General features: G+C 73.4%; 14 protein-coding genes and 1 pseudogene. 7 read left to right on the top strand and 8 right to left on the bottom strand.

Translation table 11 applies throughout. The annotated features are described in order from the left end of the window. The 6 genes from BM041_RS24730 to BM041_RS24705 all read right to left on the bottom strand — a co-directional run bounded on the left by BM041_RS24730 (position 1) and on the right by BM041_RS24705 (position 8,004). Positions 1 to 663: an ankyrin repeat domain-containing protein gene (locus BM041_RS24730; RefSeq protein ID WP_092962591.1), complete on the bottom strand. Its 663-nt coding sequence runs from the start codon at positions 661 to 663 to the stop codon at positions 1 to 3. A gap of 44 nt (positions 664 to 707) precedes the next feature. Beyond that, positions 708 to 1,064: a hypothetical protein gene (locus BM041_RS24725; RefSeq protein WP_092962590.1), complete on the bottom strand. Its 357-nt coding sequence runs from the start codon at positions 1,062 to 1,064 to the stop codon at positions 708 to 710. Positions 1,065 to 1,095: 31 nt separating this feature from the next. Continuing rightward, the gene (locus BM041_RS24720; RefSeq protein ID WP_092962589.1) at positions 1,096 to 3,249 is read right to left on the bottom strand and encodes a hypothetical protein; all 2,154 of its coding nucleotides are present in this window, start codon (positions 3,247 to 3,249) and stop codon (positions 1,096 to 1,098) included. Between the two features lie 22 nt (positions 3,250 to 3,271). Then, a complete protein-coding gene (locus BM041_RS24715; RefSeq protein WP_175534154.1) occupies positions 3,272 to 6,022 on the bottom strand; it encodes a DUF4159 domain-containing protein in 2,751 nt (916 codons plus the stop codon). A gap of 106 nt (positions 6,023 to 6,128) precedes the next feature. Continuing rightward, positions 6,129 to 7,007, bottom strand: a complete 879-nt coding sequence (locus BM041_RS24710; protein ID WP_245762261.1) for a DUF58 domain-containing protein — start codon at positions 7,005 to 7,007, stop codon at positions 6,129 to 6,131. Further along, complete coding sequence (locus BM041_RS24705) at positions 7,000 to 8,004, bottom strand: AAA family ATPase (RefSeq protein WP_092962588.1); 1,005 nt, start codon at positions 8,002 to 8,004, stop codon at positions 7,000 to 7,002. Before BM041_RS24705 ends, BM041_RS24710 begins: the two co-directional genes overlap by 8 nt. 276 nt (positions 8,005 to 8,280) lie before the next feature. Between BM041_RS24705 and BM041_RS24700 the strand changes: the two genes are divergently transcribed. The 6 genes from BM041_RS24700 to BM041_RS24675 all read left to right on the top strand — a co-directional run bounded on the left by BM041_RS24700 (position 8,281) and on the right by BM041_RS24675 (position 14,003). Beyond that, complete coding sequence (locus BM041_RS24700; protein WP_245762260.1) at positions 8,281 to 8,886, top strand: DUF1285 domain-containing protein; 606 nt, start codon at positions 8,281 to 8,283, stop codon at positions 8,884 to 8,886. Then, the gene (locus tag BM041_RS24695) at positions 8,883 to 9,536 is read left to right on the top strand and encodes a CoA pyrophosphatase (protein ID WP_092962587.1); all 654 of its coding nucleotides are present in this window, start codon (positions 8,883 to 8,885) and stop codon (positions 9,534 to 9,536) included. Before BM041_RS24700 ends, BM041_RS24695 begins: the two co-directional genes overlap by 4 nt. Before the next feature lie 405 nt (positions 9,537 to 9,941). Beyond that, positions 9,942 to 10,199, top strand: a complete 258-nt coding sequence (locus BM041_RS24690; protein ID WP_092962586.1) for a hypothetical protein — start codon at positions 9,942 to 9,944, stop codon at positions 10,197 to 10,199. Then, a complete protein-coding gene (locus BM041_RS24685; protein ID WP_245762259.1) occupies positions 10,196 to 11,452 on the top strand; it encodes a CCA tRNA nucleotidyltransferase in 1,257 nt (418 codons plus the stop codon). Before BM041_RS24690 ends, BM041_RS24685 begins: the two co-directional genes overlap by 4 nt. Positions 11,453 to 11,565: 113 nt before the next feature. Further along, positions 11,566 to 13,320 carry an ABC transporter ATP-binding protein gene (locus tag BM041_RS24680; RefSeq protein WP_092962723.1) on the top strand — a complete coding sequence of 585 codons (1,755 nt, stop codon included), beginning with the start codon at positions 11,566 to 11,568 and terminating at the stop codon, positions 13,318 to 13,320. Continuing rightward, the gene (locus tag BM041_RS24675) at positions 13,317 to 14,003 is read left to right on the top strand and encodes a CatB-related O-acetyltransferase (RefSeq protein ID WP_092962585.1); all 687 of its coding nucleotides are present in this window, start codon (positions 13,317 to 13,319) and stop codon (positions 14,001 to 14,003) included. Before BM041_RS24680 ends, BM041_RS24675 begins: the two co-directional genes overlap by 4 nt. A 94-nt stretch (positions 14,004 to 14,097) precedes the next feature. On the opposite strand, the gene pal is transcribed toward BM041_RS24675, so the two are convergent. Together pal and BM041_RS24665 are read right to left on the bottom strand one after the other, a co-directional pair. Then, the gene (gene pal / locus BM041_RS24670; RefSeq protein ID WP_092962584.1) at positions 14,098 to 14,625 is read right to left on the bottom strand and encodes a peptidoglycan-associated lipoprotein Pal; all 528 of its coding nucleotides are present in this window, start codon (positions 14,623 to 14,625) and stop codon (positions 14,098 to 14,100) included. Between the two features lie 133 nt (positions 14,626 to 14,758). Beyond that, positions 14,759 to 15,421: a tyrosine-protein phosphatase gene (locus BM041_RS24665; RefSeq protein WP_408735419.1), complete on the bottom strand. Its 663-nt coding sequence runs from the start codon at positions 15,419 to 15,421 to the stop codon at positions 14,759 to 14,761. A gap of 139 nt (positions 15,422 to 15,560) precedes the next feature. Between BM041_RS24665 and BM041_RS24660 the strand changes: the two are divergent. Then, positions 15,561 to 15,836, top strand: a pseudogene (locus tag BM041_RS24660) (hypothetical protein); the annotation flags it as partial.

Raw genomic sequence — 15,836 nt, 5'->3', positions numbered from 1 at the left:
TCAGCCGCGCGGCGCGCGGCGGGCAGGCGCGGCCTCGGCCGGGGGTGCGGCGCCGGCGGGACGGCCGGCATCGAAGCCGAGGAAGCCGATCTCCGGCTGCGGCGCGCCGCCATTGCCGGCCCAGAGCGTGGCCGAACGGGGCTGTGCCACCGCCGCCGCGGCGATGGGCGGCGTGTTGAGCGGCGCCGCCTGCCGGACCGGGCGCGGGGGCGGCGCGGGGGGCGCGGCGCTGGCGCGGCCGGCGGCGGGGGCCCGCGCCTGGGTGCCGCTGCGCGACACGTCGCGGGCCGAGAGCAGGTAGAAGGCGATGTCGTTGCGCCCCTGGTCCACCGCCGCATCCAGCGCCGTCAGGCCGAGCGCGTTCCGCGCCTCCACATCCGCCCCGCGCGACACGGCATCGCGCGCCGCGGCGATGTCGCCGCGCGCCACCGCATCGAACAGCGCAGCATTGGGGGACAGGTTCGCGGCGGGATCGCCCGGGATCGGCGCCACGGCCCGCCGCGCCGCCAGGCCCGGCAGGGCAGGGGCGGGGGCCTGCTGGGTATTGGCGGCCGGCGGCGGCCGGATCATCTCCTGCGCCGAAGCCGGCGGCGTGGCCATGAAGGCGCCGCTGGCCAGCAGGGGGGGAAGCAGCAGGGCGGGCAGGCGGGGGATGCGTCGCATGGCCCGCAACCTACGCACTTCCCCCCGGCCGAGGAAGGGCCCGATCACCGGCAGCCCTCGCCGCGGGTGGAAAAGCCCTGGACCCGGCCTTCCTGCAATTCGAAGGTGATGTCGCAGCCGATGACCGCGTAGCCCGGCGGCTGCGGCCACTGGCTGAAGCGCGGTCCGAAGCGCCCGTAATAGGGAAAGGGCTGGGGCGCGGCCACAGCCACGGTGCGGCGCTGCTCGAACTGCAGGAAGCGGCGTCCCTCGGCCTCATGCACGCGCACCGGCACGCCGAGGGCGGCAACGAGGTCACCCTCCCCCTGGCCCATGAAGACCGAGAGGCGCTGTTGCAGCGTCGGCCCCTGCGCGCAGGCACCGAGCAGGAGGAGGGCTCCGAGAGCGGCTGTCCGGGTCATGCCTGGCATGTAGGATGCCGGCCGCGAAACGTCAGCGCCCCTCCCGCCGCCAGGCCACCAGGGCCAGGCCCAGCACCAGCGGCAGGGCGAGCCAGGGCGGCAGCAGGGGCAGGGCGGTGATGCCGGTCACGGTGTGGTCCGCGTTGCGCCGCAGCCCGATCCAGCCGGGGCCGGGGCTGGCCCCGCCATGCTGGTCCCGCCCCAGCGCCACGCGGCGGAGTTCCGGCACCAGTGGCTGGGCATCGGTGCCGAGCCAGCGCACCGCGCCGCCCGTCGCCTCCGCCAGGGGCCGCAGCCGCGTTTCGTCGGCGCGGAGGTCCGCCACCTCCATCGGGTTCGGGGCCTCGGCCGCGGCGAAGGCGGTGCGGCGGCCATCGGCGGCCTGCCAGACGCCGGCCTGCACCGCCGGCATCTCCACCACCGCGCGGCCACCGCCCCGGGCTTCGGCGGCGCGGCGGGTGATGCTGCCATCGGGGGCGGTGATGGTGATCTCGGGCGGCGGGCCGGCTTCCAGGCTGCGGCGGACGACGGTCAGGTGGCCCTGGTCGATCCGCGCCGTCAGATCCTCCTCCTCCAGCTCCGGCTCCTTCATCGTCCAATGGGCGATGCGGCGGAGCAGTTCCTGCTGCGGCCCACCGCCATCATGGCCGCGGGACCACAGCCAGATGTGATCGGAGAGCATGAGGGCGACGCGGCCCTCCCCCACCCGGTCCAGCACCATCAGCGGCGTGCCGTTCGGCCCTTCCATCACGGTGTTGCCGGCCCGCGCATCGGCGCGCATGGCGCGGTACCAGCGGCCCCAGGTGGCATCCGCCAGGCCGGCGCCCAGCACATTGGCGCCGGGCAGGCCCTCCGTCACCGGATGCCGCGCCCCCGTCTCCGTCACCATAGGCCGGAAGGGCTGTTCGAGCAGCGCGGCCTGCGCGGCGCCGGCGCCGGTCGGCGGGCGGGCCGGCAGGATCTGGCCCAGCGGCGTGGAGGCGAGGCTCGTCGGCCCCGCGAATTCCGGCCCGACCGACATCAGCAGCGCGCCGCCGCCGCGGACGTAGTCCGCGATGTTGCGGAGGTAGACCGGCGGCAGCAGGCCGCGATTGGCGAAGCGGTCGAAGACGATGAGGTCGAATTCCCGCAGCTTGACCTGGAACAGCTCCCGCACCGGGAAGGCGATCAGGGCGAGTTCATGCAGCGGTGTCAGATCGTCCTTCTCCGGCGGGCGAAGGATGGTGAAGTGGACGAGATCGACGTTCGGATCGGCCTTCAGCAGCCGCCGCCAGGTCCGCTGCCCCGCATGGGGCTCGCCCGAGACCAGCAGCACCCGCAGCCGGTCGCGCACGCCGTTGATGGAGACGACGGCGCGGTTGTTGATCTCGCTGACCTCCCCCGGCCGGGTTTCGGCGGTGATCTCCACCACGGTCGGCCCGCCCCGCTCGATCGGCACCGCGATGCGGTGTTCGCGGCCGACGGCGACGGATTCGACGCGGGGCGGCTGGCCGTCCCGCCGGATGGTCAGGCGCGCGGCACCGCCGGGCGGCGCGCCCTGGTCCTCCACCACCACCCGCAATTCGACCGGGCGGCCGACGATGCCGAAGCCCGGCGCCTCCACCACGCGAAGCCGCCGGTCCACCTCGCCCGGCCGTCCCGACAGCAGCAGGTGAAAGGGGGCGTCCAGCGCCGGGGCGGCGGGGATGTCATGCACCTGCCCATCCGTCAGCGCCATCACGCCCGCCAGCCTGGCGCGGGGGATGTCCGCCAAGGCGCGTTCCATCGCGCTGAACAGCCGCGTGCCCTGGTTGCCGCCCTCCGGCACCTCCACGGTGCGGAGTTCGAGTTCCGGCAGGCGCCGCGCGCGGGCCTCGATCGCTTCCCGCGCCGCGGTGATCTGCGCCTCCCGCGGGCCGAGCACGGCGCTGTCGCTGCGGTCGACGACGAGCAGCGCGATGTCGGGCCGCGTCTCCCGCGTCTCCTCCACCAGGCGGGGATTGGCGAGAGCCAGCACCAGCGCGCCGAAGGCGAGCGCGCGCAGCCAGATGCCGGGCGCCGGGGCCCAGCTTGCCGCGCCCGCGCTGTTCCGCACCACGCGCAGCAGCCCCGGCAGCAAGGCCAGCAGCGCGAGCCCCGCCAGCGCCGCGAGTAGCCACAGCGGGATGACGGGCGCGAAGTCGATGCCAGCCAGCGCCTGCTTCATGGGTTCATTCCCTCAAGCGCCCTCAATTCCCCAGCCTTTCCAGGATGGCCGGCACATGCACCTGGTCGCCCTTGTAGTTGCCGGTCAGCGCGTACATCACGAGGTTGGTGCCGAAGCGGTAGGCCAGAATCCGCTGCCGCGCCCCGCCGGGGATCACGGCATAGGGGTTGTTGCCCCGCGCATCGATCGCCCAGGCGGAGGCCCAGTCATGCCCCCCGATGATGACGGGGCTGACGCTGTCATTCGCCCGGTCCTGTTCCCGCGCCACCCAGACATTGCCGCCGGTGAAGCGGCCCGGCAGGTCCTGCAGCAGGTAGAAGGCGCGCCGCAGCACATGGTCCTCCGCCACCGGCGCCAGCGGCGGGATCGAGAGATCCCTGGTGAGCCGCCGCAAAGCGGCGCGCGAACCCGGAGAAAAGCCCTCGCCCGATCCCTCATCCCGCGTGTCGAACAGGATGATGCCACCATTGCGCATGAAGCCGTTCAGCGCGGCGGCGGCGGCGGCGCTGGGCTGGGGCGCGTCCCCCAGCACGGGCCAGTAGAGCAGCGGGAAGAAGGCCAAATCGTCGCGCCCCGGCGTCACCGGCAGCGGGTCCGCCAGCGCGGCCGCCGTCCGCCGGTTGACGAAATCCGACAGCCCGACGAGGCCCGTGCGGCTCACCTCATCCACCGCCGCATCGCCGGTGACGACATAGCCGAGCCGCGTGGCCAGCGCCGCATTGCCGTCCTGCGCCGCCACCGGGCCGCCGGCCAGCATCGCGCCCAGCAGGATCGCCCCCGCCCCCATCCCGGACATCGCCCGGCTGCGCCCGCGCCCGACCAGGCCGCGCAGCAGCAGGGACAGGATCATGTCCACCACCAGCAGCAGCATCGCCGCCGCCAGCAGCCAGGGGCCGAGGTCCCGTTCCGCCGGCACGCCGCCGATGGTGCTCATCGATGTCCCCGCCGGGATGCCGGTGGCCAGCCGTGGCGGGGCCACCCCCGCGCCGAGGTTCAGCGCGCGGCGATGCGCGGCCTCTCCCCCCGCGCCGCTGCCGTACCAGCCCGGCGGGTGGCGGGGCGATGGCGCCTCGTTCTCGATCCGCGCGGGCGGGATGGGCTGCGCGCCGGGCTGGGGCGGGCCGAGCCGGCCGAAGCCGTCCAGCGTCTCGAAGGGCGGCAGGGGGGCTTCCCCATCGGCGCCGCCGACCCCGGCGGAGAGGGCGACCAGGCGCTTCATCATCTCCACGAACAACCCTGACAGCGGCAGGTTGGACCATTCGGCATTGGCGGTGACGTGGAACATCACGATCCGCCCCGCGCCCCGGTTGTCCCAGGTCACCAGCGGCGTGCCATCCGCCAGCCGCGCCCAGGTATGGCCGGTGAGGCGCGCGGAGGGCTCCGCCAGCACCTGGCGTTCCACCGTCACTTCCGGCGGCGGCATCAGCCCCTGGAAGGGCGAGCCTTCCGGGAAGGGGGCCAGCGTCTGCGGCCTTTCCCAGGACAGCGCGCCACCGAGCTGCCGTTCGCCGGCGCGCAGCGGCACCGGCATCAGCGTGTCCGGTGCCTCCGCCAGCCGCGGCCCGGCGAAGCGCAGCAGCGTACCGCCGGCCTCGATCCAGCGCGTCAGCTGTTCCCGCTCCCGCCCCTCCGTGATGGGCCGGTCGGCCAGCACCAGGACGGAAAGCCGCCGCGCCAGCAGCGCCTCCACACTGCCCCGCCGCAGCTCGGCATGGGGCGCCAGCGCGCGGTCGAGGTAGAAGAGCTCCCCGATCAGCGGCACATCCGCCGCCGCTTCCTCCCCGCCCGAGATCAGCCCCACCGGCCTGCGACGAAAACGTTCATCCAGCAGCACCGTGGCATTGGCGCCCGTGATGCCATCGAGGTCGAGCCGCACCACCTGGTTGCGGATTTCCAGCGGCAGCGGCATCGCTGCCTCGGCCTCCGTCGCCCCGGCGGGGATCGGCACCACGGCGCGGTCCAGCGTCCGGCCATCCCCCGTCCGGGCCAGCACCACGGCCTCCGAGGCAATCGGCAGCGGCGTCGTGCGGACCGTCAGCACCAGGCGGTCTGCCTCGCCGCGCGGCGGCGGCAGCACCCGCGTCGGGCGGCCCTCCGACCGCGCCAGGGTCAGCGTGCCGCCGGCGGCCAGGGCCTCCGCCAGGGCGGGGAAGCCGCGCGCCTCGGCCCCCTCATGCTCCACGCCGTCCGCCACGTAGAAGGTGGCGAAGGGGCTGGCATGCTGCGCGCGCCAGGCGGCCAGGGCCTCCCGCGCGCCGGGCCGGTCCGGCGCCCAGGGCTTGGGCCGCAGCGCGGCGAGGCGGGACCGCAATTCCTCCGCCGGCATCAGGCCGGTGATGCGCGGGGCCTCCGGCACGGCAGGCGGCGCCGTCAGCAGCAGGGCGGTGCGGCGGCCGCTGCGCGCGGCGGCGTCCAGCACCGATTCGGCGGCGGCCAGCCGGTCCGGCCAATCGGCGGCCGCGGCCCAGCCATCATCGATCGCGATCAGCAGCGGACCGTCCCCGCCCTCGCCCGCCGTCGCGTTCCACACCGGGCGCGCCAGGCCCAGGATGATCAGCGCCGCCGCGGCCAGCCGCAGCGCCAGCAGCCACCAGGGGGTGCGAGAGGGGGTTTCCTCCGGCGCCGGCAATTCCTGCAACAGCCGCAACGCCGGGAAGGATTGCCGCTTCGGCGCCGGCGGCGTGACCCGCAACAGCCACCAGAGGATGGGCAGCAGGGCGAGGGCGACCAGCAGCCAGGGGGCGGTGAAGGCGATGGGGCCGAGCGTCAGCATGGGGCGGTGCCCGTCCAGCAAAGGAGCGACCCGGGGAAGGCTCTGCCTTCCCCGGACCCCATCCGCCAGGAGGCAGAGCCTCCTGGACCGTCGTCAATGAGAGCACTCATGGCGGCGCCAGCGCCTGGTGCAGGGCCAGCAGCGCGGCCTCCGGCGGCTGGTCGGTGCGGTGGGTGGCAAAACTCCAGCCGGCGGCGGCGGCAATGGCAGCCAGGCCCGCGCGGTGGCGCGTCAGCCGTTCCAGATAGACCTCCCGCACCGATTCGACGCGCGGCACCAGCGCCGCCGCCAGGCCCGCGGCCACCTCCTCGAACCGGATGCGGCCGGCATAGGGCAGCGTCTCCTCCGCCGGGTCGATGACCTGCACCATGTGGCCGCGCACGCCCTGGGCGGACAGCGCGCCGACCGCGCGGCGGGTCTCCTCCAGCCGCCCCCAGAAATCCCCGAACAGCACGGCGCGGGCGTGCCGCGCGATGCGCGGATCCTCCGGCACCGGCGCCATGGAAGCCATGGAATCCGCGATCTGCGGCAGGGCACCGCGGCCGGCGAAGGGACGCGGCAGGCCGAACAGGCGCACCCTTTCGCCGCCGCGCAGCAGCAGCGCCGACAGCGCCAGCAGCAACAGGTCGGCGCGCAACTGCTTGGGCGGCACCTCCGGCCCGCTGCGCCAGGCCATGCCGGCATCGGCGGCGCGCCACAGCGCGACCGTCTGCGCGGCCTCCCACTCCGTCTCCCGGATGAACAGCCGGTCGGACTTGCCGGACTGGCGCCAGTCGATCCGGCTGGCTTGGTCGCCGGCGACATAGGGGCGGAACTGCCAGAAGGCCTCCCCCGGCCCGGCGCGGCGGCGGCCATGGATGCCGGGCATCACGGTGGCCGCCACCCGCTCGGCCTCCACCAGCAGCGGCGGCAGGCGCGCGCCGAGCTGTTCCGCCCAGGGGATCGTCAGCCGGGCGGCGGAGGGAGGGGGCGCGGGGCTAGCCAAGCTGCGCCTTCAGCACATCGAGCACCTCCGGCAGCTTCACCCCATCCGCCCGCGCCGAGAAGTTCAGCGCCATGCGGTGCCGCAGCACCGGCTCCGCCAGCGCGATCACGTCGTCGATGCTGGGGGAAAGCCTGCCCTGCAGCACGGCCCGCGCGCGCGTCGCCAGCATCAGCGCCTGGGCGGCGCGGGGGCCGGGGCCATAGGCCAGGTTCTGGCGGATCTGCTCGATCTCCGTCGTCTCCGGCCGGGCGCTGCGGACCAGCTTCAGGATGGCCTCCAGCACCTGCTCCCCCACCGGCAGGCGGCGGATCAGGTGCTGCGCGGCGGCAAGCTCACTGCCCGTCATCGCCGGCACCGGCTTCGCCTCCTTCGCGCCGGTCGTCGCCAGCAGCATGGCGCGTTCGGCGGCGAGGTCGGGGTAGCCGACATCGATCTCCAGCAGGAAGCGGTCGAGCTGCGCTTCCGGCAGGGGGTAGGTGCCCTCCTGCTCGATCGGGTTCTGGGTGGCGAGCACATGGAAGGGGGCGGGCAGGGGGTGGACCTCACCCGCGATCGCCACCTTGTGCTCCTGCATCGCCTGGAGAAGGGCGGATTGGGTGCGGGGGCTGGCGCGGTTGATCTCATCCGCCATCAGCAGCTGGCAGAAGATCGGCCCCTTGATGAAGCGGAAGTGGCGGCGGCCATGCGCATCCTCCTCCAGCACCTCCGACCCCAATATGTCCGACGGCATGAGGTCCGGCGTGAACTGCACCCGGCGGGCATCGAGGCCGAGCACCGTGCCCAGCGTCTCCACCAGCTTGGTCTTGCCGAGGCCGGGGACGCCGACGAGCAGCACATGGCCGCCGGAGAGCAGGGTGATGAGCGTGCGCTCCACCACCGTTTCCTGCCCGAAGATGACGCGGCCGACCCCTTCCCGGACCCGGGCCAGGCGATCGGCGAGGGATTCGGCCTCCCGGATGAGAGATTCCGCCTCCGCGGCGTCGGCCACTTCCACCATGCGGGTCAGGCTCCCTATATGCGGTCAGTTCGATATGGGGCGAGTATCCACCTCGCCCATCCCCGGCGCCACATCGCAGTGCATCAAAGCGTCACGCTTCGATGGCCGCGCGGTGGATCGGGGGTCTTGCGTGGTGTGGCTGGGGAGCCAGGGGCCGAGAGGCCTTAGGGGTCACGGGGTGCGGAAGGTGTGATGAACGAAGCGCGACGTGACGCGGCGCCCCAAGGGGCGCTGATGGGCGCGGGGCCGGAAGGGCGTGAAGCCCGGATGCCCGCGATGCCCCGCCTGAAACAGACCCAGGCCGCGGAGCGGCCGAACCAGAATTGCGGCGATTTCTCCATGCGGATCGCCAAGGACGGGACCTGGTTCTACCGGGGCAGCCCGATCGGGCGGAAGGAGCTGGTCTGCCTCTTCGCCTCCGTCCTGAAGCGGGAGGAGGATGGCAGCTACTGGCTGGAAACGCCGGTGGAGCGCGGGCGGATCGAGGTGGATGACGCCCCCTTCGTGGCGGTGGAGATGTGGTGGCGCACCTGCGCCGACCCCTTCGCCCCGCTGGGCGCCGCCGCGGCCGAGCCCCGGCAATGCCTGACCTTCCGCACCAACCTCGATGAGATGGTGACCGCGGATGCGGAGCACCCGATTCGCGTGACCATCGACCCCGTGTCGCGGGAGCCGCGCCCCTACATCACCGTCCGCCCGGGGTTGGAGGCGCGGATAAACCGCGCCGTCTTCTACGAACTGGTGGCGCTGGCCCAGCCCGAGACGGTGGAAGGCCGCGCCGTGATCGGCGTGTGGTCGGAAGGCGTCTTCTTCCCGATCGACGATGCGCCGACGGCCCAGCAGGATGACGAGGACGATACCTACGACCAGGCGGCGGAGTGAACGCCAAGCCCGGTCAGGCCCTCATCACCCGCCCGGGCCTGCCGAGCCGGGAGGAGATCGCCGCCCGCCTCGCCGACCCCGCCGCGCACGACCGCGCGAGGGACGCCACCTTCGAGGAACGGGACATCTTCGTCATCCGCCCGGACGGCCCGGTGGCCGCCGCGGTCCTCATCCCGATCGTCTGGCACGAATCCGGGCCGGGCATCCTGCTGACCCTGCGGTCCGACCGCCTCTCCTCCCATGCCGGGCAGGTGGCCTTTCCCGGCGGGCGGATCGAGAAGGGGGAGACGGCGGAAGCCGCGGCGCTTCGGGAGGCGGCGGAGGAGGTGGGGCTCGACCCCCGCCTGCCGGAAATCGTGGGATCGCTGCCGGAACATCTGACGGGGACGGGATACCGGGTGACCCCCGTGGTCGCCTTCCTCGACCCGCCGCTGTCCCTGTCGCCGGAACCGGGGGAGGTGCAGGCGATCTTCGAACTGCCGCTCGCCACCGTGCTGGACCCCGCGGCGCCCGCGCTGAAGTCGCGGGAGGTGCGGGGCAGGATGCGGGACTACTGGGTCTGGCCGCATGACGAACACCTGATCTGGGGCGCCACCGCGGCCATGCTGATGGGCCTGGCCCGGGTGTTGAGGGGCCAAGAGACCGCTTGAGAACACCGGCGGGTCGGTTTCGCTGGGCTTTTCCGCGCTGGGGTCGTGCGGTTCGCACGCCTGCGGCATGACCCCGGACTAGCCGATGCAACCAGCATCGGCTGCGCCCGGCTCCTGCCCAGCACGAAAAATCCCCCGCGAACCCTCAGCCGCCGGCATTCTCAAACGGTCTCGAGGCCGCCGCTTCGGGTTGCGCCAGGGGATGAAGCCTTCGGTCAGCACATGGGCGCGCGCCGTCGGCCATTGCGCGGCGGCGAGGGTGCGGGCCAGGGCGGGGGGCAGCGGCTTCACGGGCATCGGACACCTTCCAGGTCGTGCCGGGAAGGCTAGGATCGCGGCCTGGCGTGGGTCGAAGAGACGCTTCCTGTCGCCGCCATCGGCAACGCCTTTAGGAATCATCCGGTCATGATGGCGGTCGCCGATATCCTGCTGATGCTGCTGCCGCTGGGCCTGTTCCTGGCCTGGCGCAGGCTGCGGCCGCGCACCTCCACCGGGCCCTCGCCGGGGCTGGTGCTGGCGCTGGCCGTCGGCGCGGCGCTCGGCATCGGGGCGGCGATCTGGTTCGGGCAGGAAGGCGCGATGGGGCGGGGGGAGGCCTATGTGCCCGCCACCCTGGCGCCGGATGGCAGCATCACGCCGGGGCATGGGGAGCGGCGGCCGTGACCGACGCGCCGCAGGGCCGGATCCCGCCGCCGCCCTTCCTGGCGGAACCCGCCCCCGCCGCCGTGCTGGCGGCCCTGCCGGGCAGCCGGGCGGTTGGCGGCTGCGTGCGGGATGCGCTGGCGGGCGTTGCCGTGCATGATGTGGACGTCGCCGCACCCTTGCCGCCGGCGGACATCGCCGAACGGCTGAAGGCGGCGGGGCTCAAGGTGTTCGAGACGGGGCTCGCCCATGGCACCGTCACCGCTGTGCTGGGCGGGCAGGCGGTGGAGGTGACGGCGCTGCGCCGCGATGTCGCGACCGATGGCCGCCACGCCGAGGTCGCCTGGACCACCGACTGGGCTGAGGACGCTGCCCGGCGGGACTTCACCATCAACGCCATGTCCTGCGACGGGGAAGGGCGGCTCTGGGACTATTTCGGCGGCCGCGAGGATCTGGCGGCAGGCCGCGTCCGCTTCGTCGGCGATGCCGCCACCCGGCTGGCCGAGGATTTCCTCAGAGCGCTCCGCTTCTTCCGGTTCTGGGCGCGCTATGGGCGTGGGGCGCCGGATGCCGCGGCGGTGGCGGCGATTCGCGGCGCGGTGGAGGGCCTGGCCAGGCGCATCGCGGTCGAGCGCATCTGGATGGAACTGAAGCGGCTGCTGGAGGCTGCGGACCCCGTCGGCGCGCTGCTGCTGATGGAGGAAACCGGCATTCGCGCCGCCGCGCTGCCGGAGGGCGCGGACCCCGCCACGCTGGCGGCCGGCCTGGCGCGCGGCCTGCCGCGGGACCCGGTGCTGCGGCTCGCGGTGCTGGTGCCGGACGGCGCCGCCGATGCGCGCCTGCCGTCGCGGCTCCGCTGGTCGCGGGAGGAGGCCGGGCAATACGCTGCCGCCCGCGCCACGGCGCGCGTGCGGGGTGCGCTGGACGATGCCGCCCTGCGGCGCCTGCTGGCGGATGTCCCCCTCGCGCGCCTGCTCGATGCGTCCTGGGTTGCCGAGTCGCGCGGCGAGGCCGGCGATTGGCCGGGGCTCCGCGCGCGGCTGGCGGCAATTCCCGTGCCGGTCTTCCCGCTGCGGGGGCAGGATGCGATCGACCTTGGCCACAAACCCGATGCGCGGATCGGGCAGGCCATGAAGGCGGTGCGGGCCTGGTGGATCGAGGGCGGCTGCGTCGCGGACCGGACGGCCTCCCTGGCGCGCTTCGCCGCCGAGCTGGAGAGGTCCGGGGCGGCGGACGGGCCCACCGCCCCGGGAAGGAAAAACCCGGGGTCCTGACTCCCTGGGCCTCACCGGAACGAATGAAGAACTAGCATCGGCCAGCCTGGGATGCAAGTCTTGACGGGCGCGGCGACATGGCCCTCGACGCGCGCTTGGACTACACGGCGCGCATGGCCCGACCTGCCTTCGATGCTGCCTCCCTGCCGCTCGTCCGTCGCCTCTGGCGGGACTACATCCGCCGCCATCCCGGGGGCGTCGCGATCGCCATCGCCTGCACGCTGGGCGTGGCGGGGACGACGGCGCTGTATCCGCTGATCATCCAGCAGGCGTTCAACCTGTTCGCGGCCGGCGATGCGCGGGTGGTCTGGGCGCTGCCGCCCGTCATCATCGCCGTCACCCTGGCCCGGGCGCTGACCATGTATGGCCAAGCGGTCGCCATGCAGAAGGTGGTGCTGAGTGTCATCACGGATCTGCAGCGGGACCTGTTCCGGGCGCTGACGCGGGCCGACCTGGCCGCCGTGGCGCGGGATGCGCCGGCCCGGCACGCCGCGCGCTTCACCACCGATGCGGCCCTGATCCGGGAGGCGCTGTCCAAGGCCATCAGCGGCATCGCGGATGTGCTGACGGTGGTGGGCCTGGTGGGGTCCATGCTGTGGATGGACTGGAAGATGGCGCTGCTGGCCTCCCTTCTCTATCCCATCGCCATCGTGCCGATCCTCCGCATCGGCAAGCGCATCCGCCGCGCCTCCGCGGGGATGCAGGACCGGGTGGGGGAGACGGCGTCGCTGCTGGTGGAAAGCTTCGGCGCCGCCCGCGTGGTGCGCAGCTACCGGCTGGAGGCGCAGGAGGAAGCGCGCGCGGAGGCCGCCTTCCTGCGGCTGCGGGACAGCCAGCTCGCCATCCAGCGCACCCGCGCGCGGTTGGATCCGGTGCTGGAGGCACTCGGCGGCTTCGCGGTGGCGCTGGTGCTGGGCTTCGTCGGCTGGCGGGTCTCGACGGGGCTCGGCACCATCGGCGACTTCACGGGCTTCGTGGCCGCCCTGCTGATCGCCGCCCGGCCGGCCCGCGCGCTCGGCAGCCTGAACGCGGCCTTGCAGGAGGGCCTGGCCGGCCTGTCACGCACCTTTGCCAGTGTCGATGAGCGGCCGCGCATCCTGGACGCCGCCGATGCCAGGCCGCTGCCGGCCGGCGAGGGCAGCGTGGCGTTCGAGGGTGTGGGCTTCACCTATGAGGGCGTGCCCGATGCCGCGCTGCGCGGCCTGACCTTCACCGCCGCACCCGGGCGCACCGTGGCGCTGGTCGGGCCCTCGGGCGCCGGCAAATCCACCGCGCTGGCGCTGGTGCCCCGCCTCTACGAGGTGACGGAGGGCGCGATCCGCATCGATGGGGCCGACATCCGCGGTGTGTCGCTGGAAAGCCTGCGCGACGCCATCGCCTATGTCGGCCAGGACGCCGTGCTGTTCGACGACACCGCCTTCGCCAACATCGCCTGCGGCCGGCCGGGCGCCAGCCGCGCGATGGTGGAGGAAGCGGCGCGGGCCGCGGCCGCGCATGACTTCCTCGCCTCGCTCCCGCAGGGCTACGACACGCCGCTCGGCACCGGGGGCAACAGGCTCTCCGGTGGGCAGCGGCAGCGCGTGAGCCTGGCTCGCGCGCTGCTCCGCAACCCCCGCGTGCTGCTGCTGGATGAGGCGACGAGCGCGCTGGATGCGGAGAACGAGGCGCTGGTGCAGCAGGCGCTGGAACGGCTGCGCGCCGGGCGCACCACCCTCGTCATCGCCCACCGCCTTTCGACCGTGCGCGACGCCGACCTCATCGTGGTGATGGAGGGCGGGCGCGCGGTGGAACAGGGCACCCATGCGGAGTTGATGGCCCAGGACGGGCTCTATGCCCGCCTCGTCCGCACCCAGGCCTTCGCTGCATGACGCGGTCGAAGGCGGAGGCGGAGGCGCTGCCGGACCCGGATGCGATCCATCCCATCCCCAACAAGCCGCGCATCGTCTTCCTGAAGCCGTTGCTCGACAGCCTGGCGGAGATCCGCAACGTCGAGGTCGGCGCCTTCACCTATTACGACGACCCGCTGCACGCCCGGGACTTCTTCCGGCGCAATCTGCTCTACAATTTCGGCGCTTCCGGCGCCCGGCTGCGGATCGGGCGCTTCGGCGCCATCGCGACGGCGGCGCGCTTCATGTTCCCGGACGCGATGCATGCGATGGAGGGGCCCTCCACCTACCCCTTCGGCATCCTGGGCGGCGGCTTCCTCGGCGCGCTGCCCTTCGCCGACTACCCCTTCAAGCCGGGGCGGGACACGGTGGTGGGCCACGACGTGTGGGTGGGCATGGAGGCGCTGGTGATGCCGGGCGTGCGCATCGGCCATGGCGCGGTGATCGGCGCGCGGGCGGTCGTGGCCTCCGACGTGCCGGACTATGCCGTGGTGGCGGGCAATCCGGCCCGGGTGGTGCGCCGCCGCTACACGGAGGAGGAGGCCGCGCGGCTGGTGGCGATCGGCTGGTGGGACTGGCCGGTGGCGCGGATCGCCCGCGCCATCCCGCTGCTGGTCAAGGGCGGCGTCGCGGCGCTGGAGGATTTCGCCGCGCGCCAGCCGTGACCTTTAGGTCACTAACCCTCTTTAGCCGATTATGAGGATTAGCCGTCTTTAGCACCGATTCCGGGGCTTTCGCCCCGATGAATCGGCCACTTGTCTAGCGAACCACCGTCACCGCGCGCCGGTTCTGCGCCCAGGCCGCCTGGTTGGAGCCGAGCTCCACCGGCCGGTCCTTGCCGTAGGAGATGGTCTGGATCCGCGTGCTGGCCACGCCATCGGCCACCAGCAGGTCCCGCGCCGCATTGGCGCGGCGCTGGCCGAGCGCCAGATTGTATTCCCGCGTGCCGCGTTCGTCGGCATGGCCCTCGATCGTCACCTGCACCTGGCGATGGCGGTTCATCCACTCCGCCTGGCGGGACAGGATCGGCCGCTGGTCGGCGCCCACCTGCACCGAATCAGTGGCGAAGAGGACGCGGTCCCCGATGCTGCCGGCCAGTTCCTCCTGTGATCCCGGGCGGAAATTGCCGCCACCGGGGCCGCCCAGCGGCGACTGGCCGATGCCGCCCGCTCCCCCGGCGCCGCCCGCGCCGCCGCGGCCGGCGGCGGCCGAATCGGTGTCGGAGCTGGACGAGCAGGCGGCCAGGCCAAGGGCCAGGCCGAGCACGGCGAGGGAGGCGATCTTCATGGTGGGCAACTCCGCGTATGGCGTTTCGCCTGTGATCCCAGAGCGCGAGGGGCGCTTCAAGGGGCGGGGGCACTCATTCCGTGCGGGGGCCAGGACGAAAGGACTATATTCCTTGTCGCCGCCGACCGCAAGCCTATTCGCGCCGCAGCACCCCATCCACCAGCCGGTCTGCCCAGGCCTTCGACCGGAAGCGGGCGCGGAGATCGGCCTCGTCGTAGTCCTCGGTCAGCCATTCGAGAAAGGGCTTCGGGCCGTGGGCGGCCTGGTGGGCGGCGTAGTCCCGGAAGAAGGCGTCGAGGATGCCGGTGCGGCTGGCGGCGATGTGGCCGAAGCGCCAGTGCAACTGGCCCAGTGCTTCGGCCACGGAATGGCCATTCAGGATGAGCCAGATGCCGGCGACCAGGCCGGTGCGGTCGGCGCCCGACTTGCAATGGATCAGCAGGGGTTCCGGCAGGGTGGGCAGCAGCGCCGCCAGGCGCAGGATGCGGTCCTTGTGGGGGGCGCCGCGGCTTTCGAAGGGGGCATCGGCATGGATCAGGCCGAGTTCGCCGGCCCGCGCCCGGCCGAGCGCGTCTGACCCGCAATCCAGCCGGTGGCCGCGCAGGTTCAGGACGGATTTCAGCCCGAAGCGCCGCTGCGCGGCGGCGAGCTGCCAGGGCAGGGGGTGGTTGGAGCGGTAGAGGCGGCCGCGCGAGACCTCACCCCAGTTGCGCCAGGAGATGCGCAGGACCGCGTGGTCCACGAGGAGGGAGTTGAGCCAGGCGCGCTGGCGGCTGGCGGGGGAGGAGAGGTCCACGGGCGGGATATGGCGGCTCGGCGCGGCGAAGGCCAGCGGGGGGGCGCCGCCCTCGATGCTTGCCCGCAGGGGGGCGCTGCCCCCATACGCGCTAAAATAGGTCTTGCCCCGACGCGGTTGGATCTGATTCTGGGGGCGGATGTCCGATCCGACCCCTGCCCTGCACGATCAGTTTCCGGAGTTGCTGGCGCGTCTCCCGCCGGGTCTCGACCTCGACGCGCTGGCGCTGGAGACGAAGGCGATCCAGCGGCGGCGCGAGGTGGTGGATGGCGCCGGCTTGCTGCGGATCGCGCTCGCCCGCGGCCCGGGCGGGCTGTCGTTGCGGCAGACGGCGGCGTGGGCGGCGCTGCGGGGGATCGCCGAGCTCAGCAATCCCGGCGTCAAGTACCGGCTGAACCAGGCGGCGGGCTTCCTC

This window comes from Falsiroseomonas stagni DSM 19981 (assembly GCF_900114315.1).
GTDB classification, from domain to species: Bacteria; Pseudomonadota; Alphaproteobacteria; order Acetobacterales; family Acetobacteraceae; genus Falsiroseomonas; species Falsiroseomonas stagni.
The sequence above is the reverse complement of the archived record's forward strand: the minus strand, read 5'-3'. Positions and strand labels throughout refer to the sequence as shown.

What these genes read in the sequence shown, in the direction of transcription:
- BM041_RS24730 (WP_092962591.1), bottom strand. Translation starts at nt 663, where the DNA reads ATGCGACGCATCCCCCGCCTGCCCGCCCTGCTGCTTCCCCCCCTGCTG.
- BM041_RS24725 (WP_092962590.1), bottom strand. Translation starts at nt 1,064, where the DNA reads ATGACCCGGACAGCCGCTCTCGGAGCCCTCCTCCTGCTCGGTGCCTGC.
- BM041_RS24720 (WP_092962589.1), bottom strand. Translation starts at nt 3,249, where the DNA reads ATGAAGCAGGCGCTGGCTGGCATCGACTTCGCGCCCGTCATCCCGCTG.
- BM041_RS24715 (WP_175534154.1), bottom strand. Translation starts at nt 6,022, where the DNA reads ATGCTGACGCTCGGCCCCATCGCCTTCACCGCCCCCTGGCTGCTGGTC.
- BM041_RS24705 (WP_092962588.1), bottom strand. Translation starts at nt 8,004, where the DNA reads ATGGTGGAAGTGGCCGACGCCGCGGAGGCGGAATCTCTCATCCGGGAG.
- BM041_RS24700 (WP_245762260.1), top strand. Translation starts at nt 8,281, where the DNA reads ATGCCCCGCCTGAAACAGACCCAGGCCGCGGAGCGGCCGAACCAGAAT.
- BM041_RS24690 (WP_092962586.1), top strand. Translation starts at nt 9,942, where the DNA reads ATGATGGCGGTCGCCGATATCCTGCTGATGCTGCTGCCGCTGGGCCTG.
- BM041_RS24680 (WP_092962723.1), top strand. Translation starts at nt 11,566, where the DNA reads ATGGCCCGACCTGCCTTCGATGCTGCCTCCCTGCCGCTCGTCCGTCGC.
- BM041_RS24675 (WP_092962585.1), top strand. Translation starts at nt 13,317, where the DNA reads ATGACGCGGTCGAAGGCGGAGGCGGAGGCGCTGCCGGACCCGGATGCG.
- pal (WP_092962584.1), bottom strand. Translation starts at nt 14,625, where the DNA reads ATGAAGATCGCCTCCCTCGCCGTGCTCGGCCTGGCCCTTGGCCTGGCC.